General features: G+C 72.8%; 26 protein-coding genes. 14 read left to right on the top strand and 12 right to left on the bottom strand.

Features of this window, described 5'->3' with window-relative positions:
• Nucleotides 1-30: 30 nt before the first annotated feature.
• The 5 genes from ADJ73_RS04260 to ADJ73_RS04275 all read right to left on the bottom strand — a co-directional run bounded on the left by ADJ73_RS04260 (nt 31) and on the right by ADJ73_RS04275 (nt 3,634).
• Nucleotides 31-642: a DUF305 domain-containing protein gene (locus tag ADJ73_RS04260; protein WP_050347242.1), complete on the bottom strand. Its 612-nt coding sequence runs from the start codon at nt 640-642 to the stop codon at nt 31-33.
• Between the two features lie 145 nt (nt 643-787).
• Complete coding sequence (locus ADJ73_RS04265; protein WP_050347243.1) at nt 788-1,438, bottom strand: DUF6803 family protein; 651 nt, start codon at nt 1,436-1,438, stop codon at nt 788-790.
• 211 nt (nt 1,439-1,649) lie between these two features.
• Entirely contained in the window at nt 1,650-1,799 is a 150-nt protein-coding gene (locus tag ADJ73_RS16840) for a hypothetical protein (protein ID WP_172669699.1), read from the bottom strand.
• A gap of 53 nt (nt 1,800-1,852) precedes the next feature.
• The gene (locus ADJ73_RS04270; RefSeq protein WP_253272664.1) at nt 1,853-3,259 is read right to left on the bottom strand and encodes a multicopper oxidase family protein; all 1,407 of its coding nucleotides are present in this window, start codon (nt 3,257-3,259) and stop codon (nt 1,853-1,855) included.
• Nucleotides 3,260-3,394: 135 nt separating this feature from the next.
• Entirely contained in the window at nt 3,395-3,634 is a 240-nt protein-coding gene (locus ADJ73_RS04275; RefSeq protein ID WP_050347245.1) for an SHOCT domain-containing protein, read from the bottom strand.
• 246 nt (nt 3,635-3,880) lie between these two features.
• Between ADJ73_RS04275 and ADJ73_RS04280 the strand changes: the two genes are divergently transcribed.
• The 6 genes from ADJ73_RS04280 (at nt 3,881) to ADJ73_RS04305 (ending at nt 9,744) form a co-directional block, all read left to right on the top strand.
• A complete protein-coding gene (locus tag ADJ73_RS04280; RefSeq protein ID WP_156188292.1) occupies nt 3,881-4,531 on the top strand; it encodes a response regulator transcription factor in 651 nt (216 codons plus the stop codon).
• Nucleotides 4,528-5,658 carry a HAMP domain-containing sensor histidine kinase gene (locus ADJ73_RS04285; protein WP_050347247.1) on the top strand — a complete coding sequence of 377 codons (1,131 nt, stop codon included), beginning with the start codon at nt 4,528-4,530 and terminating at the stop codon, nt 5,656-5,658. The genes ADJ73_RS04280 and ADJ73_RS04285 overlap by 4 nt, the downstream gene beginning before the upstream one ends.
• 776 nt (nt 5,659-6,434) lie before the next feature.
• Complete coding sequence (locus ADJ73_RS17255; RefSeq protein ID WP_050347248.1) at nt 6,435-7,469, top strand: hypothetical protein; 1,035 nt, start codon at nt 6,435-6,437, stop codon at nt 7,467-7,469.
• A 127-nt stretch (nt 7,470-7,596) separates the two neighbouring features.
• A complete protein-coding gene (locus ADJ73_RS04295) occupies nt 7,597-8,316 on the top strand; it encodes a class F sortase (RefSeq protein WP_050347249.1) in 720 nt (239 codons plus the stop codon).
• 136 nt (nt 8,317-8,452) lie between these two features.
• Nucleotides 8,453-9,085, top strand: a complete 633-nt coding sequence (locus tag ADJ73_RS04300; protein WP_050347250.1) for a phosphatase PAP2 family protein — start codon at nt 8,453-8,455, stop codon at nt 9,083-9,085.
• Nucleotides 9,082-9,744 carry an HAD family hydrolase gene (locus ADJ73_RS04305; protein WP_050347251.1) on the top strand — a complete coding sequence of 221 codons (663 nt, stop codon included), beginning with the start codon at nt 9,082-9,084 and terminating at the stop codon, nt 9,742-9,744. The genes ADJ73_RS04300 and ADJ73_RS04305 overlap by 4 nt, the downstream gene beginning before the upstream one ends.
• A 116-nt stretch (nt 9,745-9,860) precedes the next feature.
• Here the strand turns inward: ADJ73_RS04305 and ADJ73_RS17770 are convergent, their stop codons facing one another.
• The 4 genes from ADJ73_RS17770 to ADJ73_RS04325 form a co-directional block, all read right to left on the bottom strand.
• Nucleotides 9,861-10,091: a PPC domain-containing protein gene (locus ADJ73_RS17770; RefSeq protein WP_367379596.1), complete on the bottom strand. Its 231-nt coding sequence runs from the start codon at nt 10,089-10,091 to the stop codon at nt 9,861-9,863.
• On the bottom strand, nt 10,088-11,041 hold the full coding sequence (locus ADJ73_RS17260; RefSeq protein ID WP_050347252.1) for a M20/M25/M40 family metallo-hydrolase: 954 nt from the start codon (nt 11,039-11,041) through the stop codon (nt 10,088-10,090). Before ADJ73_RS17260 ends, ADJ73_RS17770 begins: the two co-directional genes overlap by 4 nt.
• Before the next feature lie 631 nt (nt 11,042-11,672).
• Complete coding sequence (locus tag ADJ73_RS04320; protein WP_050347254.1) at nt 11,673-13,385, bottom strand: 5-oxoprolinase/urea amidolyase family protein; 1,713 nt, start codon at nt 13,383-13,385, stop codon at nt 11,673-11,675.
• Nucleotides 13,382-14,140: a LamB/YcsF family protein gene (locus ADJ73_RS04325; RefSeq protein WP_050347255.1), complete on the bottom strand. Its 759-nt coding sequence runs from the start codon at nt 14,138-14,140 to the stop codon at nt 13,382-13,384. Before ADJ73_RS04325 ends, ADJ73_RS04320 begins: the two co-directional genes overlap by 4 nt.
• Before the next feature lie 386 nt (nt 14,141-14,526).
• Between ADJ73_RS04325 and ADJ73_RS04330 the strand changes: the two genes are divergently transcribed.
• Together ADJ73_RS04330 and ADJ73_RS04335 are read left to right on the top strand one after the other, a co-directional pair.
• A complete protein-coding gene (locus ADJ73_RS04330) occupies nt 14,527-14,898 on the top strand; it encodes a hypothetical protein (RefSeq protein WP_050347256.1) in 372 nt (123 codons plus the stop codon).
• A gap of 112 nt (nt 14,899-15,010) precedes the next feature.
• On the top strand, nt 15,011-15,613 hold the full coding sequence (locus ADJ73_RS04335) for a GNAT family N-acetyltransferase (RefSeq protein ID WP_050347257.1): 603 nt from the start codon (nt 15,011-15,013) through the stop codon (nt 15,611-15,613).
• Here ADJ73_RS04335 and ADJ73_RS04340 read toward each other — a convergent pair.
• Together ADJ73_RS04340 and ADJ73_RS04345 are read right to left on the bottom strand one after the other, a co-directional pair.
• Nucleotides 15,610-16,911, bottom strand: coding sequence for an MFS transporter (locus ADJ73_RS04340; protein WP_050347258.1), 1,302 nt, complete (start codon nt 16,909-16,911; stop codon nt 15,610-15,612). The genes ADJ73_RS04335 and ADJ73_RS04340 overlap by 4 nt on opposite strands.
• A gap of 309 nt (nt 16,912-17,220) precedes the next feature.
• A complete protein-coding gene (locus tag ADJ73_RS04345) occupies nt 17,221-17,625 on the bottom strand; it encodes a hypothetical protein (RefSeq protein WP_050347259.1) in 405 nt (134 codons plus the stop codon).
• Nucleotides 17,626-17,697: 72 nt separating this feature from the next.
• On the opposite strand from ADJ73_RS04345, the gene ADJ73_RS04350 reads away from it, so the two are divergent.
• The 3 genes from ADJ73_RS04350 to ADJ73_RS16850 all read left to right on the top strand — a co-directional run bounded on the left by ADJ73_RS04350 (nt 17,698) and on the right by ADJ73_RS16850 (nt 20,646).
• Nucleotides 17,698-18,780, top strand: coding sequence for an NADH:flavin oxidoreductase/NADH oxidase (locus ADJ73_RS04350; RefSeq protein ID WP_050347260.1), 1,083 nt, complete (start codon nt 17,698-17,700; stop codon nt 18,778-18,780).
• A complete protein-coding gene (locus tag ADJ73_RS04355; RefSeq protein ID WP_050349252.1) occupies nt 18,777-19,490 on the top strand; it encodes a sirohydrochlorin chelatase in 714 nt (237 codons plus the stop codon). The genes ADJ73_RS04350 and ADJ73_RS04355 overlap by 4 nt, the downstream gene beginning before the upstream one ends.
• Nucleotides 19,491-19,569: 79 nt before the next feature.
• A complete protein-coding gene (locus ADJ73_RS16850) occupies nt 19,570-20,646 on the top strand; it encodes a hypothetical protein (protein ID WP_050347261.1) in 1,077 nt (358 codons plus the stop codon).
• 377 nt (nt 20,647-21,023) lie between these two features.
• On the opposite strand, the gene ADJ73_RS04365 is transcribed toward ADJ73_RS16850, so the two are convergent.
• Nucleotides 21,024-22,328, bottom strand: coding sequence for an MFS transporter (locus ADJ73_RS04365; RefSeq protein WP_050347262.1), 1,305 nt, complete (start codon nt 22,326-22,328; stop codon nt 21,024-21,026).
• 151 nt (nt 22,329-22,479) lie between these two features.
• On the opposite strand from ADJ73_RS04365, the gene ADJ73_RS04370 reads away from it, so the two are divergent.
• Genes ADJ73_RS04370 through ADJ73_RS04380 form a run of 3 tightly spaced genes read left to right on the top strand, consistent with a single transcriptional unit; the run spans nt 22,480 to nt 24,871 of the window.
• Nucleotides 22,480-23,256: a histidine phosphatase family protein gene (locus ADJ73_RS04370; protein WP_050347263.1), complete on the top strand. Its 777-nt coding sequence runs from the start codon at nt 22,480-22,482 to the stop codon at nt 23,254-23,256.
• The gene (locus ADJ73_RS04375; protein WP_050347264.1) at nt 23,253-24,146 is read left to right on the top strand and encodes an NAD(P)H-hydrate dehydratase; all 894 of its coding nucleotides are present in this window, start codon (nt 23,253-23,255) and stop codon (nt 24,144-24,146) included. The genes ADJ73_RS04370 and ADJ73_RS04375 overlap by 4 nt, the downstream gene beginning before the upstream one ends.
• Nucleotides 24,143-24,871 (top strand): DUF72 domain-containing protein, encoded by a 729-nt coding sequence (locus tag ADJ73_RS04380; RefSeq protein WP_050347265.1) that lies wholly within the window; start codon nt 24,143-24,145, stop codon nt 24,869-24,871. The genes ADJ73_RS04375 and ADJ73_RS04380 overlap by 4 nt, the downstream gene beginning before the upstream one ends.
• Nucleotides 24,872-24,944 lie beyond the last annotated feature (73 nt).

The following is a 24,944-nucleotide window of genomic DNA, read 5'->3' on the forward strand; positions in this document are numbered from 1 at the left end:
GGTGGCGGGGTGCTCAAGGGCCGGACACGGTCAGAGCATTCCCTGCATGGTGGCGATCTCGGCGTTCTGCGCCTTGATGATCGCGTCGGCGAGCTGTTTCACCTGAGGGTCGTTGGTCGTGGTGAGGACCTGCTGCGCCATGGTGACGGCCCCTCGGTGGTGCTGGACCATCATGGACAGCCACATCCGGTCGAACTCGGCCCCTTGGGCGGTTTCGAGCTTGGCCATGTCCGCGTCGCTCATCATGCCGGTGCCGTGGTCCATGTGTCCGCCTGCGCTGGTGGCTGCGCCCCAGCTGGACAGCCAACCGCGCATGGTCTGGATCTCGGGATCCTGGGCCTTCTTGATGTCGGTGGCCAGCTTGCGGACCTCCGGAGAGGACGTCGGGTTCTTGAGGGCGAGGTCGCCCATCTCGATGGCCTGCTGGTGGTGCGGGATCATCATCTGCGCGAACATGACGTCGCCGCTGCGGGAGGCAGAGCTGCCCCCGACCGTAGGCGAGCTGCTGCTGACCATCGGACCGGCGCTGTGGTCCATGCCGCTCATACCGGAGTCGTTCGCAGTGCTCGAGCAGGCGGCGAGACTGGCGGCGATCAGTGCGGCGACCGCCACGGGGATGGTGCGTCGGACGGGCTGGCGCATAGGTAGCTCCTGGGATGTGGAGGCGTAGGAGGTGTCGGGGGACACCTCCTACGCAGCCTTCGGTCCCCGGGTTGTCGCGAGACTGTCCTTGTGTTGAGGTTTGGTCAAGGTGGGCCGGGGACGCTTCGTCCGGGGCCGGGTCTCGTCAGTGATTCATACCGGGCATGGTTGCACCGCCGGGCATGACGTGAGCGGGGCTCCAGCCGAGCACGGTGGGGTCGAGCATGCCGAAGATCATGGCGACGTGGGCCACGACGAGGAAGGCCCCGACGAAGACGGTGTGGAGCTTGCGGCCGTGCTGAGCGTCGCGTCCGATGACCCCGAGCTCCACCAGCGTGATGCCGATTAGGGGGATGGCCGCCAGCAGGTAGGACAGGACGGCGAGCACGTCGGCGGGGCCGCGCCAGCCGCCGCCGGTCGTCAGAGGGATGACCGCGTTGCGTAGCAGGTGGACGGCGATGCCGACCATGAGGGGGCCGGCGACGAGACCGGCGAACCGGCTGAGCTTGGGCACCCAGGCGGGCGGGTTGGCGCTGAAGAGCAGGACGAGCTCGGTGATGGCAAGGGTCTCGGCGAGGATGACGGGGGCCGCCATGAACATCAGCAGGTTCCACGGCTGGTTGACCGAGAGCAGACCCATGTAGTGGGTCATGGGCATGCTGCCCATCCCGGCTCCGACCGTGCGGTCGGGGAGCAGGTAGCCGAGGACGGCTGCCGCCACAGCGATGCCGGCGAAGGCCGGGACCAGGGACGACTGGTTGCGGGTGGTGGGTTGTTGGCTGGTGATGGCGCTCATCGGTGACTCCTGGTCCGGTACGGGCCCCACGGTCTGTGGAGGCCTGCGCGGTACCGAAACTGCTGCGTCGCCGTGACGGTATGACCCCGATGGGGTTGAGATTCGATGAAGGTTGCCGGTGCCGATCAGCGGAGCGGTCGACGTGGTTCAACCAGCCATGATGGCCCTCATGAGTCGGGTACCGGTGTGTCGATCTCGGCAATACTCCCGGTCAGGCAAGGGCCTCGCTGGTGGTCGTCCCGTTGTCGGTGGTGCGCAGGACCTGGTCGTGCAGGGCGATGATCACCTCGACCTTGCCGGTGTCGGTTCGGCCGGCCCAGAGGGCTTCGGCGGGTCCCACGACGCGTGTGCCGAGGAGCATGCTCCCTGCGAGGGCCGTCGCGGCGAGTAGCAGCCGCTTGTGTCGTGGCGTTCTCATGCGACGTAGCTGAGGGCGATCATCATGCCGGCCTCCGCGTGGTAGATGTTGTGGCAGTGGATCATCCAGTCGCCGTCGTTGTCGGCGTCGAGGTCGATCGACAGGGACTCCATCGGGGCCATGAGGACGGTGTCCTTGCGCAGACCCGAGGGCAGCGCAAACGTGTGCCCGTGCAGGTGGAGGGGGTGGCTCATCATCGTCATGTTCGTCGCGGTGATCCGCAGCCGTTGCCCGGCCTTGACGGTCAGCGGCTCGTTGCTCCCGAAGGGGGCGCCGTTGATGCCCCACCGGTAGGGCTTCATCGAGCCCTGGAGATCGAGCCGTGCGGTGGCGTCCGGATTCCTGTCGGGCAGGCGGGCGGAGTCGGCGGGCTGCAACTGGGAGCCGATGAGGACCTGCCCGGACAGCTCGGCAGGTTTGACCCCGGCGGTGGGTGCGGCACCAGATCCGGTGCGGACCAGTGCCATGGCCTGTCCTCCGCTGGTCTTGCCGAAAGGTCGGGCGACGAGCGGGAAGACGCCGTCGGCGAGGGTGACGACGGCGTCGTAACGTTCGCCCATACCGATGTAGAAGGCGCCCACCTCGGTGGGTTGCACGGCGTGACCGTCGGTGTGGGTGATGGTCATCCGGTGTCCACCGAGGGCGAGGGTGAAGATGGTGTCGGAGGCGGCGTTGATGACCCGCAGGCGCACCTTCTGGCCGGGTTTGGCCGTCAGGACGTCGGGGTCGGTCGGGGGTTTGCCGTTGATGAGGAAGAAGGGGTAGGTGACGTCGCCGGCGTCGCCCCATGGGGGTCCGCCCGTCGGCATCCCGCCCATGCCCCCCATCGAGCCGTGGTCCATGCCGCCCATCCCACCCATGCCGCCGGAGTTGGCAGGGCCGCCGTCGGCGATGAGCTTCGTGAGCACGTCGTCGGGGGTGGTGCCGGTGCCATCGAGCCAGTCGTCGAGGACGACGACCCACTCGGCGTCGTAGCCGCCCGGCTCATTCGGGTCCTCGATGATCATCGGGGCGTACAGGCCGCGGTCGAGCTGGACGCCGACGTGGGGGTGGAAGAAGTAGGTGCCGGGGTCGGGGGCGGTGAACTCATAGACGAACTTCGTGCCAGGCTTGACCGGGTCCTGCGTCAAGCCGGGGACGCCGTCAGCTGCGTTGCGCAGCCGGATGCCGTGCCAGTGGATCGTGGTGTCCGCGGGCAGCTGGTTGTCCAGGGTGAGGCGCAGGAAGTCACCGGCCGTGGCGCGGACCACGGGCCCGGGCACGGCGTCGCCGTAGGCCCACGTGCTCACGGTGCGTCCGCCCAGGTCGAGGGTGGCCGGCTTGGCAGTCAACGTCGCGGTGACGGTCTTCTGACCCGGCGACGGCGAGACCGGGACGGGGGCGCCGACAGTGCGGGGCGGCATACGGGCGCCTGTTGCACCGGAGGCGCTGCACGCTGTGAGGGCGGCTAGCGAGGCCACACCTAGACCCCCGAGCAGCAGGGTCCGGCGAGGCAGGTCAGAGTCGGTCACGAAAGGGCTCTCCGTAGGTCGTTCGGGTCATCGGGTGTCGGCGATGAGGCGGCGGCGCTGCTCGAACTCCTCGGGGGAGAGCTCACCGCGGGCCAGGCCCTCCTTGAGCAGTGTCAGCGGGCCCAGCCTGGTCTCGATGGGCGAAGTGCCGCGGTTCGGGAGCAGGGAGCGGATCAGCAGGACCACCACCAGCCAGAACGCCAGCGTCGCGCCGCCCATGAGCAGCCACATCGCCCAGCCCATGCCATAGCCGTTTCCCCACATCATGGTGAGCTCCCTCTCTCGCAGGCCACTGGCGCCGAGCCATGGCGGCCCGGCACGTCCCACGCTCATGGCTGCGCCTGCGGATGCCGTCATGGTCAGGTTGAGGTTTGACGAAGATCGAGCCCTGGGGGCCGGGAAGGTGGCGCCTCCGACCGTCCCGGCAGGGAGACTGACCCGGTGAGCAGAGCTGAGGCACCGGGACCGTTGGGCCGGGTGCTCGTCGTCGAGGACGAGCGCACCCTGGCCGGCATGGTTGCGGCGTACCTGTCGCGGGTCGGGTTCGAGACCGAGGTGGTCCACACGGGCACGGACGCGGTCGCCGCTGTGCGAGAAGCCCATCCCGACGTCGTCGTCCTCGACCTGGGCCTTCCGGGGATGGACGGCATCGAGGTATGCCGGCAGGTCCGCACCTTCTCCGACTGCTACGTCATCATCACCACCGCCCGCAAGGATGAGGTCGACACCCTCATCGGGCTGTCGGTGGGCGCCGACGACTACCTGACCAAACCGTTCAGCGTCCGCGAGCTCACCGCCCGAGTCCAGGCGGTGCTCCGCCGGCCGCGCACCGGCGACCGAGCCCACGCCAACCAAGAGACGGCCAGCTGGACGTTCGGGAACCTGCGGGTGGACCCGGTCGGCCACGAGGTCCACCTCGGCGGCGAGCCGGCCGCATTGACACCGACCGAGCGGGACCTGCTGATCACCCTCGCGGCCCGGCCCGCCATGGCCTTCAGCCGCCGCCAGCTCATCGACGAGGTGTGGGGCAGCGGCTGGGTCGGCGACGAGCACCTCGTCGACGTCCACGTCGCGCACCTGCGCCGCAAGCTCGGCGACGACCCCGAAACCGCCCGATACGTGACCACCGTGCGGGGCGTCGGCTACCGGATGGGCAGGGGATGAACACGCAGACTGCTGGGCCCGGGCGAGCGCGTGGGCTGGCGACGAGGTTGCTGGCCGGTCAGAGCATCGTCCTGCTCGCAGGCGCCCTCACGGCTGCCTTGGTGGCGACCCTGCTGGGGCCCTCGATCTTCCACCAGCACCTGCTCGAAGCCGGGCACAGCGAGAACTCCCCCGAGATGGTCCACATCGAGATGGCCTACCGGGACGCCTCGCTGATCTCCCTCGGGCTGGGCCTGCTCATCGCCCTGCTTGCGGCCCTCGGGGTCACCTGGTTCCTCTCCAGGCGCCTGCGCAGGCCGCTGACCGAGCTCACCCTGGCCGCCCGCGAGCTCTCCCGCGGCCACTACTCCGCGCGGGTCCCGGAGGTCGGGACCGGGACCGAGCTCGAGACCCTCGCCGGCGCCTTCAACGTCATGGCCGCCCGTCTCGAAGGGATCGAGGACACCCGCCGGCGCATGCTCGCCGACCTCGCCCATGAGCTGCGCACCCCCATCACCACCCTGATCGCTTACCACGACGGTCTGCACGACGGAGTCGTCCAACTCGGCCCCGACTCCCAGACCGCCCTCTCCCAACAGACCGACCGGCTCGCGCGCCTCGCCGAGGACATCGACGAGGTCTCCACCGCCGAAGAAGGGCGCCTCAGCGTGTTGCCCGAAGCGGTCGCGGTCTCAGACCTGTTGTGGAACGCCGGTGAATCCGTCAGGGACCGCTATCGCGACGCCGGCGTCAACCTCGCCGTCGACACCAGCGGCGCGACGGGGCTCACGGTGAAGGTTGATCGGCAACGTCTGGGGCAGGTGCTGAGCAACCTCCTGACCAACGCCCTGCGCCACACGCCCGCGGGCGGCTTCGTCACCGTCTCCGCCCGCCGTGTCGACGACGAGATCGACATCACCGTCACGGACACCGGGGAAGGTATCGACCCGGGGCACCTGCCCCACGTCTTCGAACGGTTCTATCGCGGCGACGCCGCCCGAAGCCGCGACAACTCCGGATCCGGCATCGGACTGACCATCAGCAAAGCCATCATCGACGCCCACCACGGAACCATCAAGGCGGGCAGCCCCGGCCCCGGGCAAGGTTCGACATTCGTGATCAGCCTCCCGACGGCAGGGACAACCTGACGGTGCAACCGACTTCACGTGGCCGACTCGTCACCCGGTCCGGTCGAGATGTGGCGAGCGATCCTCTGACGGACGGTCGTCGACCAGGCGAACGATAACTGGGTCACCCTTGCGTCCGCGATGACCGTGGAGCTGCTGCTGGGTCCATCACGGTGGCCGCGTCGAGCATCCTCTCGGTGTGGTGGCGGTCCTGAACCCGGTGAAGCCGGCCAGCGCAACAACCTCGATCCCGTCGCGCCAGCCTGGCCCCGGTCCGCGAGCCACGCCGGGTGGCTCGATGCTCGACTTCCGTCGTCGCCATTACTGCGAGTGTCCGCACATTTACGCTCCGAAACAATGAGGGCCAACTGGCGCCGACGAATACCCTCACCGGCCTGGAGGCGAACGCCATTGTCGGCAAAAGCTGCAGTGCGTATTTGTTCCTTTACGGAGCGCTGTCAGTAAGGCCGAAATCGCCACCACTGGACCTGACAAATCGGGACATGATGGCGTAAATGCGCTGCTCAGAGCGCTGTCCAGCGTCAGCCGCACCCGGCGACCGTGGGTTCTACGCAGCGTATTGAACGGTAGACTCCACGTGGTTCTTGGTCCCTTCTTCGGCCGCACTTGACGGCATTCTTTCGGGAGCTGCGAGGAATTCCGCCTTGAATGAATGTCAACGGGGGACCGCACCAGGGAAATCGCACCGACGCGAGGTCCGACACCCGAGACCACGACTCGGCTGGGCGGGACATCACACAGCAGGGGTTCACGGCCCCAGGCGAAAGGACTGCACCATGAACCGCACGCTCAGCACCACCCGCATCGTCGTCACGGGGGCGTTCGCGATCGCCGCGGCGCTCGGCACCGCCGGCACCGCTGCCGCGTCGGGCCACTCCGGGGCGCCGACGGACACCGTCACCACCCAGGCCGCCAAGGGCCCGCACGCGGAGGAGGCCGACGGCAGCGACCACGGCGCGTCCGGCAAGCCGGCCAAGGCCGACCCCAACCCGGGCAAGGGCAAGGACTGCGTCCAGCACGGCAACCACGGCGGGATCAACGAGGACCACTGCGGTCCGGTCCAGCCGAAGCCGGAGCAGCCGAAGCCCGAGCAGCCCAAGCCCGAGCAGCCCAAGCCCGAGCACCCCAAGCCCGAGCACCCCAAGCCCGAGCAGCCCAAGCCTGAGCAGCCCGGTGACGGCCAGTGCCCGATCTGCCGGACCGTGACCCCGCCCGCCCCGGTCGTGACGCCCGTGTGCGGCGCCGACAACGACGAGATCACCCTTCCCGCGGCGGAGGGCGTGATCTGGGAGCGCGGCACCTGGGCCGACGGCACGATCGTGATCAAGGCGATCTCCGCGGACCACTACACGTTCCCGACCGGTGACGTCGTCGAGTACGTCTTCAAGGACGCCGCCGAGTCCTGCAACACCCCGGCGCCGACCCCGAGCGAGGACTGCGACCACACCTGCCCCACGCCCCCGGTCACCCCCGGCGGCGAGCAGCCCACCCCGGTGACGCCGACCACCCCGGCCAAGCCCGCCACCCCGGTCACGCCGGCCCCCGTCAAGCCGGCGCCGGTCAAGCCCGCGGCGGTCAAGCCGGCCGGTGTCGTGGTCCCCGTGACCGTGGTCTCCCAGGGCACCCCGGTCGCCGCGCCGACCGCCGCCCCGGTGGCCCCTGCCAAGGCCACGGTCAACGGCGCCCCGGTCTTCAACTCCGGGGTCGAGGGTGACGCCTCCCCGTCCGGCCTCGGCCTCGGCGCCGGTGCGCTGGCCCTGTTGGGCGCCGCCCTGGTCGTCCCCGCCGCCCGCCGTCGGCAGCACGCCTGACCGACCCGGCGACGTGATGACACGCCGCGACGCAGCACGGCCCCGGCTCGGCGACGAGGCCCCCGGCTCTTCGGAGCGGGGGGCCTCGGCCACGGCATACGACAGCGTGTCCCTCCGAAGGAGTCCCATGATCCGCCCCACGCACCTGGCCGCCGCCGCCGCGGCGCTCGCGCTGCTCGCTGGCTGCGGGGGCGGCTCCGAGGCGGCCCCGGTGACGCACCACCGCACCGAGGTCGCGAGCGCCACCCCGGGCGGATCGACCAGCGCCTCGGCGACCGGCACCGCCAGCGGCACCACGACCGCAACCCGGAGCGTGAGCGCCGCCGCCACCACAAGTGCCACCGCCGGCACGGCCAGCGCGCCTGCCGCCGGGACACCCGCGTCCACCAGCTCCGCCCCGGCGACCGGCGCGAGCAAGCCCCGCCCGACGCCGGACGACGGCTCCCGGACCCTGCAGATCCCGGTCCTCGGGGTCCGCGCCCCCGTGACGTCGTGCGCCACCGAGGGCGGCGAGGTCACCCCTCCGGGTGACATCGCGGCGGTGTGCCGGTGGAGCGGCAGCCAGCCGTATGCCGCCACCGCCGGCACCACCATCATCGTCGGCCACTCGACGCGCAGCGCCGACACGGCAGGCGCGCTGGAGTACATCCGCGAGCTGCGGGTCGGCGACACCGCGACCGTCGCCGGTCAGACCTGGCGCGTCGCCGAGGTGCTGCCCGGCGTCGACAAGCACCAGCTCCCGGCCTGGATCGTGGACCATGCCGGTCCCCGCCAGCTGGGTCTCGTGACCTGCGAGACCAGCAGCCGCACCCGCAACGACCTCGTCAGGCTCGTGCCGGTGGGCTGAGCGGCGGGATCGCGCACCCCGGGTCCTTTCCCCGGGGTGCGCGCCTTGTCACCGTCCGCACAGCGGACACCCAGGCAACCCCAGGCTCGGTCCAGGCGGATGTCCTAGCCTGGTCGGCACCGTCGGAAGGACTCCCATGACCACCTCCGCCAGCGTCGCCCGACGCGCCCCGGTCCCGGCCGTGCTGGGCCTGGCCGCCTCCATCGCCGCCTTCGCAGGCCTGTATGCCGTCGCCGTCTGCACCACCCGCGGCCAGTGGTGGGACCAGCGCCTGTGGTGGGAGCTGCACGCGGCGTCCCCGGTCGCGGGCCGTTCGGTGGCCCTGACGCTCTCCCAGATCACCCCCGCCCGCTGCCTCCTCGCGCTCGGGGTCATCGCCGCGCTCGCCGTGGCGCAGCGCCGCGCCCTCCCGGCGCTGGTCGGGGTCGCCTGCGCCGCCGGGACGTTCGTGTCGGCGGAGGTCCTGAAGTACACCCTCGTCCGGCCCGACCTCGGGGTGTCGCACCTGACGCTCAACTCCTTCCCCAGCGGCCACACCGGAGCCATCGCCGCCCTGGCCGTGGCCGCGGTCGTCGCCCTCTCCCGCGCCGGCCGTGTCCTGGTCGGCCTGGCGGCGTCGCTGGCGACGGCCGCCACCGGCCTCGGGGTCGTCCTCGCGGGCTGGCACCGACCGAGCGACGCGGTCGCCTCGGCGCTGGTCGCCGTCGTCTGGGCGCTGGTCGGACTCCTCGTCGTGCACCGGCTCACCCCGGCCACAATGAGGGCATGACCCACGACCTGCTGCTGGACGCCATCGTCCTCGACATGGACGGCACCCTGACGGACACCGAGGAGACCTGGGACCACATCCGCCGCCGGCTCGCCGCGGAGGACGGCGTCCCGTGGCCGCCGGAGGCCACGACCGCGATGATGGGGATGAGCACCCCCGAGTGGTCGACCTACCTGTCCGAGTCGGTCGGGCTGAGCGGCGACCCGCAGACCTCGGCGCGCCGCACCATCGACGCCATGGTCGCGGCCTACCACGAGGGCCTGCCGCTGATGCCGGGCGCCGTCGCGGCCATCCGCCGCCTGGCCGCCCTCGCGCCGCTCGGCCTCGCCTCCTCCTCCCCGCGGGTCCTCATCGACGCGGCCCTGGAGGAGATGGGTGTCAGCGACCTCTTCGCGGCGACGGTCTCCACCGAGGAGGTCGCCGCGGGCAAGCCCGCGCCGGACGGCTACCTCGAGGTATGCCGCCGCCTCGGCGCCGACCCCGCCCGGTGCGTCGCCGTGGAGGACTCCACCAACGGCATCCGGTCCGCCCTCGCCGCCGGGATGCGGGTGATCGCGGTGCCGCCGGCCTTCCACCCGCCCGCCGCCGAGCTGCTCGCCCAGGTGACGGTGGTGGAGCGCCTCGACGACATCACGGAGGAGCTGGTCGCGACGGTGTGAGGCCGGGCGGGCACTGCAGTCGGCATACGACGACGACCCCGGGACGAGGTCCCCCTCCCGCGCACCGGCGGGAGGGGGGACGACGCGTCACGGCGCGGTGTAGGGCGCCTGCAGGGTCACCCCGGAGTAGGACGTGTAGCCCCGCAGCCCGACGTAGTAGGTCGTCGCCGCGGGCGTCGCGAAGAAGCTCGTCTCGGCGTCGCCGGAGCGGTAGGACGGCAGTCGTAGCTCGTCGTGGTGGGCGCGCTACCCGCCTTGACGTAGAGGTCGACGTCGCCGGTCCCGCCGGAGGTGGTGATCTGCAGGTTGGTGGCCCCGGCCGGGACCTTGATGCTGTAGCCGGTCATGGAGCCGGCGGCGCCGGACAGGCCGGTGACGGGGACGCCGTTGGAGAGCACCGAGCCACCCGGGGTCGGCGTGGGGGTGGGGGTCGGCGTGGGCGTGGGCTGGGAGCCGGCGGTCTTGGCGACCTCGCCGATGAAGGCCAGGCCCATCTTGGCGAACTTCTCCGAGGCTGCGCGGTGTTGCCGAGGTTGGCGAGGGTGTCGCCGGTGGTGTGCAGGGAGGGGAAGATCTCCGGCTCGGCCGCCATCATCGCGGGGTAGCCGGCGCTGGTCCACGAGGCGTGGTCGGAGCAGGCGTAGCCGCAGGTCATGTCGCCGCGGACGAGGCCGCTCGGCTTGAGGTAGGTGTCGAAGAGCTGCTTGCCGAAGGAGGTCAGGCCGGCGTTGACGTTGTCGGTCAGGAAGGCCATGTCGATGCCGTTGCCGGGGTCGTAGTTGGTCATGTCGAGCTGCATGACGCCGACGACGTTCTTGCCCTGGGCCTTGAAGGACCGCGCCACGGCGTCGGAGCCCCGCAGCCCCACCTCCTCGGCGGCGTAGCCGGCGAAGACGACGGTGCGCTTGGGCTTCCACCCGTCCTTGAGCGCCACGCGCAGCACCTCGGTGACGGTGGCGGTGCCGGACGCGTCGTCGTCGGCGCCCGGCGCACGCATGCTGTCGCCGGTCCCGGTGTTGCAGATGGAGTCGATGTGGCCGCCGATCACGACGACCTCGCCGGGCAGCTCGGCGCCCTTGACCGTGAGCAGCACCGAGGGCTGGGTCGAGCAGGTGGTGCAGCCCGTGAACAGCTCGGTGGTGACGTCGCTGCGTCCGGCGGCGAGGCCGGCCCAGGTGTCGCGGATCCACGTGGCGGCCTGCCGGCCGTAGGTGCTGGCGTAGTAGCGGTTGGGGTAGGCCGTCGACAGGTGTTGATCGTGGCCTTGATGCGCGTCTGGTCGACCTGCGACAGCCACCCGTTGACGGTGGCCTGGTTGTCGATGCTGTAGGTCGCCAGCGCCTGCGAGATCGTCTGCACCGTCAGGTCGTTGGCCAGGAAGGTCTCGGCCTCGGCGCGGCTCGCGAAGGCGCGGAAGCCGGGGCAGCGCTTGCCGCGCTCGACGCCGTGGACGGTCGCCAGCTTGTCGGAGGTGGTCGTGGACAGGACGACGGCGGTGCCGGCCTTGTCCCGGGTCGTGGCGAGACGGGTGGCGGCGCCGAAGTGGTGGGCGAACTCCTGGGCGTCGCTCACCACCCACACCTGGGAGGTGTCGTTGCCGCCGGGGGCGGGACGGGGCTGCGTGGTCGCGGCGGCGTCCTGCCGCGCGGTGGCGGTGGCTGGGGTCGTGGTGGCTGGCGCCGTGGTGGCTGTCGCGGTGGCGGCGAGCGGACCGGCGACGAGGCAGGCGCCGCTCGCGGTCGCCGCCGCGAGGGTGAGGGAGAGGGCTGATCGCACGCTGAGCTGTCGCACGAGAGGCTCCGAGGGGTGATGGCGGCGCGGTTGCGCCGGACGAGGGTCGCCGTTGACGCGGCGTCGAGTACCGCTATCGTCCGATCGGGTGAACCCCGGCGTCCAGACTCCATCTGTGTACATGTTTGCGACACATGTCAACAAGGCTCTCGGCTGCCGCCGGGCCTCGCCCACGCGAACCTGAGCGCATCCCCGGGCCGCAGCTGGGCCGCCCGGTCCAGGTCCGCGTCCAGCACGACCGCAGCCACGGGGTAGCCGCCGGTGACGGGGTGGTCGGCGAGGAAGAGGACGGGTTCGCCACCCGCGGGCACCTGCACCGACCCGCGCGCGACCCCCTCGGTCGGGAGCTCCTGGCCGTGGTGATCGGGGTGGCGCGCCACGGTCGCCCCGGTGAGCCGGGCCCCGATCCGGTCACTGCGCGACGAGACCTCCCAGGTGGTGCGGATGAGCACGTCGGGGTCGGCCAGCCAGTCCGCGCGGGGGCCGGGGACCAGCCGCATCGTCGCCACAGGGGTCGGGCCGAGTCGCAGCGGCGCCTGGTCGAGGGCCGGGAGGGTGCCGCGCGGCTCCCCGAGCGGCAGCTCGTCGCCGGCGCGCAGCGGCTCCGGGCCGAGCCCCGCGAGCGTGTCGGTCGACCGTGACCCGAGCACGGGCGGCACGTGGATGCCTCCGCGCACCGAGACATAGCTGCGCAGGCCGTATGCCGGGGCGCCCACCCGCAGCACCCGCCCTGCCCCGAGGCGCAGGACCGCCGCGTGGCCCACGGGCCCGCCGTCGAGCTCCGCCGGCGCGGGGGCACCGGTGACGGTGACCAGGCAGTCGGTGTCGGTGGTGAGGACGAGGCCGCCGAGCGTGAGCTCGATGGCGGCGCAGTCGGGGTCGTTGCCGAGCAGCCGCTGACCGAGGGCGTGGGCGCCGCGGTCGGCGGCCCCCGAGCGGCCGACGCCGAGGTGCGCCAGGCCCGGTCGGCCCCGGTCCTGCAGCAGCGCCATGGGGCCGGTCTCGAGGACGGTCAGCGAGCCCCGGCGGCGGCCGCCGGCCTCCGACGTGGCCGGGGCTTGCGGGGCCGACGTGGCCGGGGCTGGCGCCTTCGACGGGGCCCGGGCTGGCGCGGGGCGGACGGGCGCCGGCGCGGGCTGAGGTCGCGCGCGCCCCGGACCTGCCCCGTCGCGGGGGCGGCCCGCGTCGACGAAACGCACCCGCATCCCCGGCCGGACCAGGGCCGGCGGGTCGCGGTCCACGTCCCACATCGCGACGTCGACCTGGCCGAGGAGCTGCCACCCGCCGGGCGACGACCGGGGGTAGACGGCGCTGAACTCGCCCGCGAGCGCGACCGAGCCGGGCGGCACGGCGGTCCGTGGCTCGCTGCGGCGGGGCACCTGCAGGCGCGGGTCGCCCCCCACGAGGTAGGTGAACCCCGGCGCGAACCCGCCGAAGGCGGCTCGCCACGGTGTCCCCGTGTGGGCCGCGACCACCTCCGCCACGGTCAGGCCGGTGAGCGAGGCGACCTCCTGCAGGTCAGGGCCGTCGTAGTGGACGGGCAGCTCGATCTCTTCGAGCCGGTCCCAGCCCGCGGCGACCTCGAGGCCGTCCGCCAGTGACCGGAGCTCGGCGGCCAGCCGAGCCAGGTCCTGGCCCGCGGGCACGGTCACGAGCAGCGTCCGGGCCGCCGGGACGACGTCGATCGCGGTGGCGAGGACTCGCCCGTCGGACGCATCGGAGCCGAGGGCGTCGCGCACCTGCTGGTCGAGGGCGAGCACCTCGTCGAGGTCGGCGAGCTCGACGAGCACACCGGTGTCGCCGACGCGGCGCCAGGAGAAAACCTGCGCCATCGAGGACTTCTGCGTCATCGCAGGAACGCCGCCACCTGCACGCCGGCCTCCTGGAGGGCGGCGCGGGTGGCTCGGGCCATGGCGACCGCACCGGGCGAGTCACCGTGGGTGCAGATCGAGTCGGCACGCAGCGGGATCGTCGTGCCGTCGACGGCCTCGACGACACCGTCGGTGACCATGCGGACCATCCGCTGCGCGACGGCCTCGGGGTCGTGCAGGACGGCGCCCGGGGCGGAGCGGGGGGTCAGCGTGCCGTCGGGCTGGTAGCCGCGGTCGGCGAAGGCCTCGACCACGAAGGGCACCCCGGCGGCCTCGGCGTGACGCTGCACCGCGCTGCCGGGCAACCCCATGAGCGGGAGGGCGTCGTCATACGACGTGAGCGCGGTGACCACGGCGCGGGCCTGGGCGTCGTGGTGCACGATCGTGTTGTAGAGCGCGCCGTGGGGCTTGACGTAGGCGACCTGGGTGCCCGCGAGGCGGCACATGCCGTCCAGGGCGGCGATCTGGTAGACGACGTCCGCGACGAGCTCGTCGGGCGCCACGTCGACGAAGCGCCGCCCGAAGCCGGCCAGGTCGCGGTAGGCGACGTGGGCGCCCACCACGACGCCCCGCTCGGCCGCCGCGGAGACCGCGCGCAGCATCACCGAGGGGTCCCCCGCGTGGAAGCCGCACGCCACGTTGGCGCTGGTCACCACGTCGAGCATGGCGTCGTCGTCACCCATCCGCCACGAGCCGAAGGACTCGCCGAGGTCGGAGTTGAGGTCGATGCGCATGGTGTCCTCCTCATCGCCGGCGCGGGACGGTCCCCGGCCGGGGGCGGGTCGGACGGGGGCCGGACACGCCGCCGGCCCAGCCAGAATGGTCGCATCCACGACATCAGGGCGCTCCAGATGTCGGATCTGCGACCACTCTATGTCCCGAGGCCCGCGCGCCCGGCGCTCCGGCAGCGGCGCGGACCGTCTCATAACGCGGGATTATCAGTGAAGTTACTTCCGATGATGCTGGCCCCATGGTCTCCTGTCTGTCATGACCTCTCGCAGCCACCGGATGTGCCGCCTCGCCGCGGCCGCCCAGTGTTGGCGCGGCACGCGCTGAGCGCCCCACCAGCCCTGCCCTGCCGACCCGGCCGACGCCGACCGGCCCCACGAGAGAGACCCCCATGGACGACACCACCGCCCAGACGACGATGTTCAGCTCCCCCGGCCGGCCCGCCGTCGGCCGCGTCGAGGAACGCGTGTCCGCCCGGGCCGCCTACCAGTTCGCGCTCTATGCCCGCGCCGCCCTGGTCGACGCCCGCCGCGACCGCAGCACCGGGGCGATCCACCCGGACCTCGCGCCGCGGCTGGTGGCCGACCTCACGGGCGGCACGACCCCGGCGCCGGCGCCGCGCGTCTTCGTGCTCGCCGACACCGACGACGAGGCGGCGAGCCTGGCCCACCAGCTCCGCTCCGCCGCGCACGGCCCCGTGGCCGCCGTCACGGGTGGGTTCCGGGCGTGGGTCGAGGCCGGCCTCCCCGTGGCCACGGCCTGACCGACCCGGCCAGCCGGGCTTACCCGGCCACCTGGGCCCACCGCCCACCTGGCCCACGCCGCTCGAGGTCCCGCCTCCGCCACGAACCTCCCCGCACGTGGTGAGGTGGACCATGGCCACCGAGCTGATCGGCTACGTCGCCTCCGCGCTCATCGTGCTCTCCCTCGCGATGTCCTCGGTGGTGCGGCTGCGCGTGATCTCCTTCGTCGGGTCGGTGACCTTCGTCGTCTACGGCCTGCTCATCGGCGCCTGGCCGGTGGTCGTCACCAACGCCGCGATCGCGCTGATCAACGTGTGGTACCTCCGCAAGGAGCTCGGCCCCCGGCAGGACCTCGGGATGGTCGAGGTGCACCGCGAGGACCCCTACCTCACCGACTTCCTGCGCACCCATCTCGACGACATCCACCGCAGCCAGCCGGGATTCACCACCGCGCACCTGGACGACGTCGCCTTCGTGCTGACCCGCGACGGCCTGCCCGCGGGCGCCCTGCTGGGGCGCAAGGACGGTCGTGACCTGCACGTGGACCTCGACTACGTGATGCACGCCTACCGGGACTCCCGCATCGGGCGCTGGCTGTATGCCGACCGCGCCGGCGCCTTGCGGGGCAAGGGGATTCGCCGCGTGGTGGCGGTGGCCGACACCGACGCGCACCGGAGGTACCTGCACGCCATGGGTTTTGCCCGCGACGGCGACCGCTGGGTGCGCGACCTCTAGGGGTCGGACGGTTCCATCGCCATCTCGAAGTGCACCGGCGCGCCACGCCTCGGGATGGTCAGCGCGCACACGCACGCCGCGACGCACAGCCCCGCCGCGACGATCCACGCGCCGTGGTAGCTGCCGGTCGACTCGCGGATCCCCCCGGCGACGCTGGCGCCGATGCCGGCCCCGATCATGTGCGAGGCGTAGGTCCAGCCGAAGACCACCCCGGAGTCCTCGATACCGAAGAACTGGCGGCACAGCGCGACCGTCGGCGGCACCGTCGCCACCCAGTCGAGCCCGTAGAACACGATGAAGACCCACAGCGCTGGCTGCACCGTCGACGCCAGCAGCTCGTGGACGGTGAGCAGCGACATCCCGCGCAGCCCGTAGTAGGCGGCGAGCAGGTAGCGCGAGTCCACCCGGTCGGTCAACCACCCGGAGGCGACGGTCCCTGCCATGTCGAAGATCCCGACGACGGCGAGCAGCCCGGCCGCCGTGGTGGCCGGCATCCCGTGGTCGTGCGCCGCCGGCACGAAGTGCGTCTGCACCAGGCCGTTGGTCGACCAGCCGCAGACGAAGAAGGTCGCCACCAGCGCCCAGAACGGCCAGCTGCCGGACCACCGGCGCAGCACGTCGAGCGCGTGCGTGGCGGGGTTGGCGTAGCGGGCGACCTCGGGGGGCGGCGGCGCGGTCGCGCCATACGGCCACTGCCCGACGTCGGCGGGACGGTCGCGCAGGAAGGCGACCACGAGCAGCGCCATGAGCCCAGCGAGCCCGGCCGTGACGCCGGCCGCCCAGCGCCAGCCGGGGCCTTCGGCGGCGGCGGCGATGAGCGGCAGGAAGAGCAGCTGGCCGGTCGCGTTGGCGGCTGAGAAGATCCCGGTGACGAGGCCGCGCCGCGCGTCGAACCAGCGGTTGGCGACGATCGCCCCCAGCACCAGGGCCATCGCGCCGGTCCCGATGCCGATGCACAGCCCCCACAGCAGCCACAGCTGCCAGGCCGCGGTCATCACCGTGGTCAGGCCGCTGGCGACGCCGACGACCAGCAGCGCGATCGCCACGGTCTTGCGGACGCCCCAGCTCTCCATGACCGCCGCGGCGAACGGCGCGACCACGCCGTAGAGCACCAGGTTGAGGCTCACCGCGCCGGACGTGGTGGCTCGGCTCCAGCCGAACTCCCGCTCGATGGGTTCGAGGAGCACCCCGGTCGAGGAGCGGAACGCCGCCGCGGCCACCAGCGCGCCCAGGGTCACGGCCGCGACGATCCACGCGGGGTGCAGCCGCCGTGGCGGCGGGGCGGTCTGGGCACTCACGGCGACCTCCGGGCTGGCCGCCTCCGTCTCGGCGGGTGCGGCGAGCCTAGGGAGCAGTCCGCATGCCGGGAAGGCCCGCCCACATCGCGAACCCCCGACCAGCGCCGAGCCGCGTCTCGCCCCGGCCCCCCGCCCTCCTGGCGACGCCCGCCCCCTCTCCGCCCTCCTGTCGCTGAGAGGCGACCAATGGGGGTTCTGACGGCGGCACAACCCCGATCTGTCGCCTCTCAACGGGAGGCTCGTGCACGAGAAGTCGGGGGCAGGGGGGCGAGCGGTCGGGGGCGAGAGGTCGGGCTCGGGGGCGAGAGGTCAGCCCTCGACGCGCAGCCGGGCGGCCAGGTCGGCGATGGCGCGCTCGGCGGAGGCGGTGTCGCCCGCCTTGGCCTTGGTGAACGCCTCCACGTGGACCGGCGACTGCCCCTCGATCAGCCACGCCACGAGCACGACGGGCATGACGCCGCTCCGCTCGACCCAGGAGTACCCCCACGCGCGCCCCTCGTCGGTGTCCCGCGGGTCCGGGGCCTCACCGCGCACGGCCTTGAGGCGGGACAGGGCGTCGGCATACGGGCCGGGCATCTCGATCAGCGAACCGGCCGACACGGTCGTCAGCCGCTTGGCCACGAACGAGCCCAGCCAGCCACCCCGCTCGGCGACGCCGCCCATGGTCTGGTCGAGGAGGGAGTCGGCGAAGGCCTCGGTGAGGAAGGGGTTCATGGGGCCAGCCTAGGCAGGTGGTCGGCGGTGGACCTCCGGGAACATCTCGGCGCCGTGCTGGTTGCACTGGGCATGACTTCGTTGTTCGACCCGATGACCCTGCGTGGACTCACGATTCGCAACCGGGTGTGGCTGGCGCCGATGTGTCAGTACTCCGTCGAGAAGCGGGACGGCGTCCCCACCGACTGGCACCTGGTGCACCTGGGCGCGCGGGCGCAGGGCGGTTTCGGGCTGATCCTGACCGAGGCGACCGCGGTGTCCCCGGAGGGCCGCATCAGCCCCGAGGACACCGGCCTGTGGAACGACGAGCAGCGCGACGCCTGGTCGCACATCACGGAGTTCGTGCACGGGCAGGGGTCGGCGATCGGCGTGCAGCTCGCCCACGCGGGGCGCAAGGCGTCGACCTACCGCTGGTGGGAGGGCGAGCCCGAGGGCACCGTCCCGCCGTCCGAGGGCGGCTGGGAGCCGGTCGGCCCCTCGGCCGAGCCCGGTGACGGCCTGGCGGTCCCGCACGAGCTGACGACCGACGAGATCGCCCAGGTGGTGCGGGACTTCGCGGACGCGGCGCGCCGGGCCGACGAGGCGGGCTTCGACACCGTCGAGGTCCACGCGGCGCACGGCTACCTGCTGCACCAGTTCCTGTCGCCGCTCGCCAACCACCGCACTGACGCGTATGGCGGTGACCTGCAAGGGCGTTCGCGCATCGTGGTCGAGGTGCTGGACGCCATACGGGCGGTGTGGCCGCAGGACAAGCCGGTCCTGGTGCGCCTGTCGGGCACCGACTGGATCGACGGCGCCTGGGACATCGAGCAGACCACCGCGCTGTCGCGGACGCTGCGCGAGCACGGCGCCGACCTGATCGACGTGTCCAGCGGCGGCGTGACGCAGGCGGCGATCCCGATCGGGCCGGGATATCAGGTGCCGCTCGCCGCCGAGGTGCGCGAGGGAGCCGAGATCCCCACGGCCGCAGTGGGACTGGTCACCGAACCGCGACAGGCGCAGGAGATCCTCGGCGCGGGGTTCGCCGACGCCGTGCTGCTCGCGCGGGCCGCGTTGCGCGAGCCCTCGTGGCCGCTGCGCGCCGCCCACGAGCTGGGCGTCGGCCCGCACGACGCGCCCTACCCGCCCGCCTACTGGCGGGGCGCGTGGCGATGACGTCGACGCCGGTGCTGCTGCTCGTGGCCCACGGCACCCGCAGCGCCAAGGGCCAGCGCACCGTGACCGGCATCGCCGAGCGGCTGCGCGAGCGTCGGCCGGAGCTGCAGGTGGAGCTCGCCTACGTCGACGTGCAGGAGCCGCATGTCGGCGACCGGGTCGCCGCGCTGACCGCCGCGGGGCTGCCGGTCGTGGTCGTGCCGCTGCTGCTGTCGCTCGGCTACCACGTCGAGGTCGACATCGCCCGGGCGGTTGCCGGGCGCGAAAGCGTCTGCGCCACATGGGCTCTCGGGCCCGACCCGATCCTCGCCGAGATCCTGGTCGATCGGGCGCGCGAGGCCGGGGCGGAGCCCGGGGACGCCCTGGTCGTGGCGGCCGCCGGCTCCAGCCGCGAGCGCGCCCAGGCCGACGTCGACGCGCTGGTGGCCGAGGTGGCGCGCCGGTGGGCCGGCCCGGTGAGCGTGGGCTACGGCTCGGCCGCGGCCCCCACCATCGCCGAGGCGGTGACCGCGGCCCGGGCGGCGGGGTCGCGAGGGGTCGTCGTGGCGGCATACCTGATCGGCCCCGGCCACTTCGCCGACGTGGTGACCCGGGCCGGCGCCGACCGGACCACGGAGCCGCTCGGCACGCACCCGCGCCTGCTCACCCTGGTCGAGCAGCGGTATGCCGAGGGCCTCGAGCGGCTCGCCCCCACCACCACCGTGCGCTGAGCCGCCGACCCCGGTCGGGCGGGGCGGGCGGCATACGCGCCTTGTCGCCAGCGGCGGGCGCATCGGGGAGACTGGAGCCATGGCCAGCGCATACCCGCACATGATCTTCGCCACCGAGGCGGCCGGGCTCGACAAGGCCCGCCTCGTGGCGCTGCTCGACGAGTCCGCCCCGGGCGGCACCACCGAGCAGACCGCGCTCAAGCTGACGTGGACGCGCGAGGGCTACACGTACACCTACTGGTTCGAGGACGCCGACCGCGTCGGGGAGATGTACGCCGACTACCTCCCCGAGGGCGCCCGCCGTCGACCCCTCGTCAACGCGACCACCGTCATCGACATGTCGGGCGCCGCCGACGCGGACGGCGAGCACGCCGAGGAGGCCCGCGGGATCGTGGCGCACCTGGCCGCGCAGGACGGGGTGCATGTGTTCGACGAGGGGCGCAAGAGGTTCGTCGGGATGTCGTATGGCGACGAGGAGCCCGCGCCCCAGCCCGCCGAGCCCGGGCCTGTCGAGTCCCGGCCCGCCGAATCCCGGCCCGCCGAGCCGGAGGCCGCTGCGGCAGCGCCTGAGCCTGTGGCGCCTGAGCAGATCAAGGCGCCCGAGCCCGCCGCGGCTGCTGCGGAGCCGGTCGTCGAGGTGATCGAGCCGGAGGGCGGCGATTTCGGCGAACCCGGGATCCGTGTCGACGAGCCGATCCGCGAGCCGGAGCCCACGCCGGCGTCCCAGCCGACGCCCGACCCCCAGCCGCAGCCGACGCCGGAGCCCGAGCCGATGCCCGAGCCCGAGCCGATGCCCGAGCCCCAGCCGACGCCCGACCCCCAGCCGCAGCCGACGCCGCAGCCCGAGCCGATGCCCGAGCCCCAGCCGACGCCCGACCCCCAGCCGCAGCCGACGCCGCAGCCCGAGCCGATGCCCGAGCCCCAGCCGACGCCCGACCCCCAGCCGCAGCCGACGCCGCAGCCCGAGCCCCAGCCGACGCCCGAGCCCGCGGCCCAGCCGACGCCCGAGCCCGCGGCCCAGCCTGAGCCGATGCTCGAGCCGCAGCAGCCCACCCCTGCGCCCCGCGCCGAGCCCACGCCCCCCGCCGCGCCGGAGGAGCCCGCCGAGGCGTCGGAGGAGAAGGGCTTCTTCAAGCGTCTGTTCGGCCGACGCTAGCCCGACCCCCAGTCGCAACGGGTGGACTTCACCATCGACCACGCTGGTCAAGTCCACCCGCTGCGGCCACGGCGACCCCCGCGACCCCACCACCGCGGGCCTCAACGGCTACGGGTGGACTCCACCATCGACCACGGCGGTCAAGTCCACCCGCTGCGGCCACGGCGACCCCCGCGACCCCACCACCGAGCCCCTGAACGACGACGGGTGGACTCCACCATCGACCACGCTGGTCAAGCCCACCCGCTGCGATCAGCGCGGACGGCCAACCCCACCACCGCGGCCCTCAATGGCAACGGGTGGACTCCACCATCGACCACGGCGGTCAAATCCACCCGCTCCGACCAGCGGGGGCGGCCAACCCCACCACCACGCCCTCAGTGGCTCAGGTCCTTCGCTCGGGTCTCCGGCAGCGTCAGCACCGTCGCCGCCGAGATCAGCAGCGCCACGATCGCGTACGCCGCGAAGGCCCACCGCCACTGGATCGCCGAGGCCATCCAGTTCTGCACGTAGGGCGCGGTGCCGCCGAACAAGGCGATGCAGATCGCATACGGCACCCCGAACCCGGTCGCCCGCACGTCCGTCGGGAACATCTCGGCGTACACAGCCGGCGCGATCGCCAGGTAGGCGGCGAGGAGCACGAGCATGACGGAGATGGCCAGCGCCAGCTGCCACATCGCGTGGTGGATCAGCGCCGTCATCGGCACGTAGAGCACCGCCGCGCCGAGCAGCGCGATCAGGATCGGGATCTTGCGGCCGATTCGGTCGGAGATGAGTCCCCACACGGGCAGCGCCAGGATGAAGACGGTGTTGCCGATGATCCCGGCCCAGAAGGCGTCGGACTTGTCGAACTTCAGCACCTTGATGGCGTATGCCGCGGTGCTCACCGACCACACGTAGTAGGCGATGGTCAGACCCATCGTCATGCCGATGACCTGCAGTGCCTGGCGGCGGTGGCGCCATACGCCGGCGAGGATGTGCTCGCGCGGGGCGCGTTCGCCGCCCTCGCCGACCTCCTCGGCGAAGATCTCGGACTCCTCGAGCCGGGTGCGCATCCACAGCGCGAAGATCCCGAGCACTGCGCCGAGCGCGAAGGGCACCCGCCAGCCCCAGGCGTCCATCTGGGCGTCGCTCAGCGTCGACTCGAGCACCAGCCCGAGGAACATCCCGAGCAGCAGCCCCATCGTCCCGGACACGTAGATCGACGACGCCCAGAAGCCGCGTCGCTCGCGCGGCGCCTCCTCCGCGAGATAGGTCTGGGCAGAAGGCAGCTCGCCGCCGTGCGCGAGGCCCTGCAGCAGCCGCGCGACGAGCAGGATGAGCGAGGACCACACGCCGGCGGCGTCATACGTGGGAGCGAGGGCGATCAGCAGCGAACCCCCGGACGCCACGAGGACGGCCACCATGAGGGAGTGCTTGCGCCCGATCCGGTCGGCGAGCCAGCCGAAGACGAACCCGCCGAAGGGCCGCGCCACGAACCCCACCGCGAAGATCGCGAGCGTCGACAGGAACGCCGAGGTCGGGTCGACCTTGGAGAAGAGCTGCGCCGCGATGTAGGTGGCGAAGGTCGCGTAGACGTTCCAGTCGTACCACTCGAGGGCGTTGCCGACGCCGGTCCCGATCAGGGTCTTCGCCCCGCGGGGCCGGGTCTGCGGCTGGGCCGCGGTCGAGGATGTGCTCACGTCGTCCTCCGTCGGAGAGTGCGTATGCCGAAGTCTGCATGCTCTCGCATCCGGGGCCGGGGAGCACCTCGGCACCCTGCGACCCCACGGGCCCGTCTGCACCCCGGCCCGAACGGGTAGGCCATCGGTCAGACCGAACCGAGGAGGACCCGTGCCCGACAACCCTGACTCGATCGCCGCCGGCCGCCGCACCGCGCCGCGCCGGCTCGTGCTCGTCCGCCACGGCCAGAGCGAGGGCAACGTCGCCGACGCCGCCGCCCGTAAGGCCGGCGAGGGACGGCTGGCGCTCGACTACCGCGACGCCGATACCCCGCTGTCCGAGCTGGGGCACGAGCAGGCGCGCGCCCTCGGCTGGCACCTGGCCGGCCTGGCCGACGAGCAGCGCCCCGAGGTGGTGCTGTGCTCGCCGTACGAGCGGGCCCGCGGGACCGCCCTGGCGGCGCTGCGCGAGGCCGGGCTGGACGACACGCTGGTCCTCGACGAGCGGCTGCGCGAGCGGGACCTCGGGATCTTCGACGGGCTGACCGGGGACGGCATCCGGGCCGACCACCCCGAGGAGGCCGAGCGGCGCACCAAGGTCGGCAAGTTCTACTACCGACCGCCGGGCGGCGAGTCCTGGTGCGACGTGGCGCTGCGGGTGCGCAGCGTGCTCGCGGACATCCGGCAGGAGTATGCCGACGAGCACGTGTGGGTCTTCAGCCACCAGGCGGTGATCATGAGCTTCCGCCTCGTGCTGGAGGGCCTCGACGAGAAGGGCATCATCACGATCGACAACGAGACGCCGCTGCCCAACTGCTCGATGACCAGCTACGACCGCGCGGAGGACGGCTCGCTGGAGCTGGACACCTACGCCGAGACCGCACCGCTGGACGAGGAGGGCACGCAGACCACGCGCGAGGAGCCGGCCGCGACCGGGGCCGACCGATGAGCCGTCAGCCCGAGGTCGTCTCCTCCGGCCTGCTGCGCGACTGGGCGCTGCCCGGCCAGGGCGGGGACAAGGAGAGCAACGGCCGCGTGCTCGTGGTCGGCGGCAACGTCCGCATGCCGGGTGGGGTGCTGCTGGCGGCCGAGGCGGCCCTGCGCGCCGGCGCGGGCAAGCTGCAGATCGCCACCGTCGAGCCGCTCGCCGTGCCCATGGCCATCGCCATCCCCGAGGCGTATGTCGCGGGCCTCGCCGCCGACGACGACGGCAACCTCGCGCCCGAGGCCGCCGACGAGATCGTCGAGCTCGCCGAGGGCTGCGCGGCGGTGCTGCTGGGCCCCGGGATCATGGCGCCCGAGGCCGCCGTGGCGCTGCTGGAGCAGGTCGTCCCGCGGCTCGACGTCCCGGTCGTCATCGACGCGCTGGGCATGGCCTATCTCACCGAGCACGCCGACGGGGTGCAGCACCTGGACGGTCGGGTCGTGCTGTCCCCCAACGCCGGTGAGCTCGCCACCACGCTCGGCGAGGACGAGGACGCGGTCGCGCAGGACCCGATCGGCGCCTCGCTGCGGCTGAGCCGCCGCGCCGGGGCCGTGGTCGTGTCGGGCGCCGCCACGACCTACGTCACGACGCCGGGCACCCGGGCCACCGCCGACATGTGGGCGGTCCAGACCGGCGGCGAGGGCATGGCCGTCAGCGGCTCCGGCGACGTCAAGGCCGGGGTGCTGCTGGGTCTGCTCGGCCGCGGCGCGGAGCCCGCCCAGGCCGGCGTGTGGGGTGCCTACGTCCACGGCCGCGCCGGCGAGCGCCTGGTGGCCGTGCACGGCCGCCGCGGCTTCCTCGCGCGCGAGCTGCTCGCTGAGATCCCCCGGACCCTGGCCGAGCTCGACGGGTGAGCGTCCTCCTCGGGACGTCGGGCTGGAGCTATGCCCACTGGGAGGGTGTCCTCTACCCGCACGGGATGCGCCCGAGCGACCGGCTCGCCTGCTACGTCAGCGAGCTCGACACGGTGGAGCTCAACGCGAGCCACTACCGCTGGCCGCGGGACGCGAGCTTCGCGAGCTGGCGGCGGCGGCTGCCCGAGGGCTTCGTCATGACCGTGAAGGCGCCGCGCGGGCTGACCCACGCCAAGCGGCTCTACGCGCCCGAGCGGTGGTCGCAGATCATCGGCCGGGGGCTGCACGAGCTCCGCGGCCGCCGGGGGCCGCTGCTGCTCCAGCTGCCGCCCGGCATGGAGCGCGACGACGCCCGGCTGGACTACGCCCTCGCGACCCTGCCGTCCTGGCTGGAGGTCGCCGTCGAGCTGCGGCACGAGTCCTGGCACCGCGAGGAGGTCTTCGCCCTGCTCGAGCGCCACGGCGCGGCCTACGTCGTCATGTCGGGGGCCCACCTGCCGTGCGTCCTGCGCGCGACCGCCCCCCTCGTCTACGTGCGGTGGCACGGCCCGAGCCACGACCACCTGTATGCCGGCAGCTACGGCGACGCCGACCTCGACTGGTGGGCCGATCGGATCCGGGAGTGGCAGGGGGCGGGGCACCGCGTGCTCGGCTACTTCAACAACGACGGGCACGGCCACGCGGTCCACGACGTCCGGAGGCTGCGCGCACGTCTCGGCTGCTAGGCCGCCACCCCGAGCCCGGGTCTCCGACCCCCACCCCGGCACACATCCTCTACTTGCGCATGACTTGCATTAT

This window comes from Arsenicicoccus sp. oral taxon 190 (assembly GCF_001189535.1).
Lineage (GTDB): Bacteria > Actinomycetota > Actinomycetes > Actinomycetales > Dermatophilaceae > Arsenicicoccus.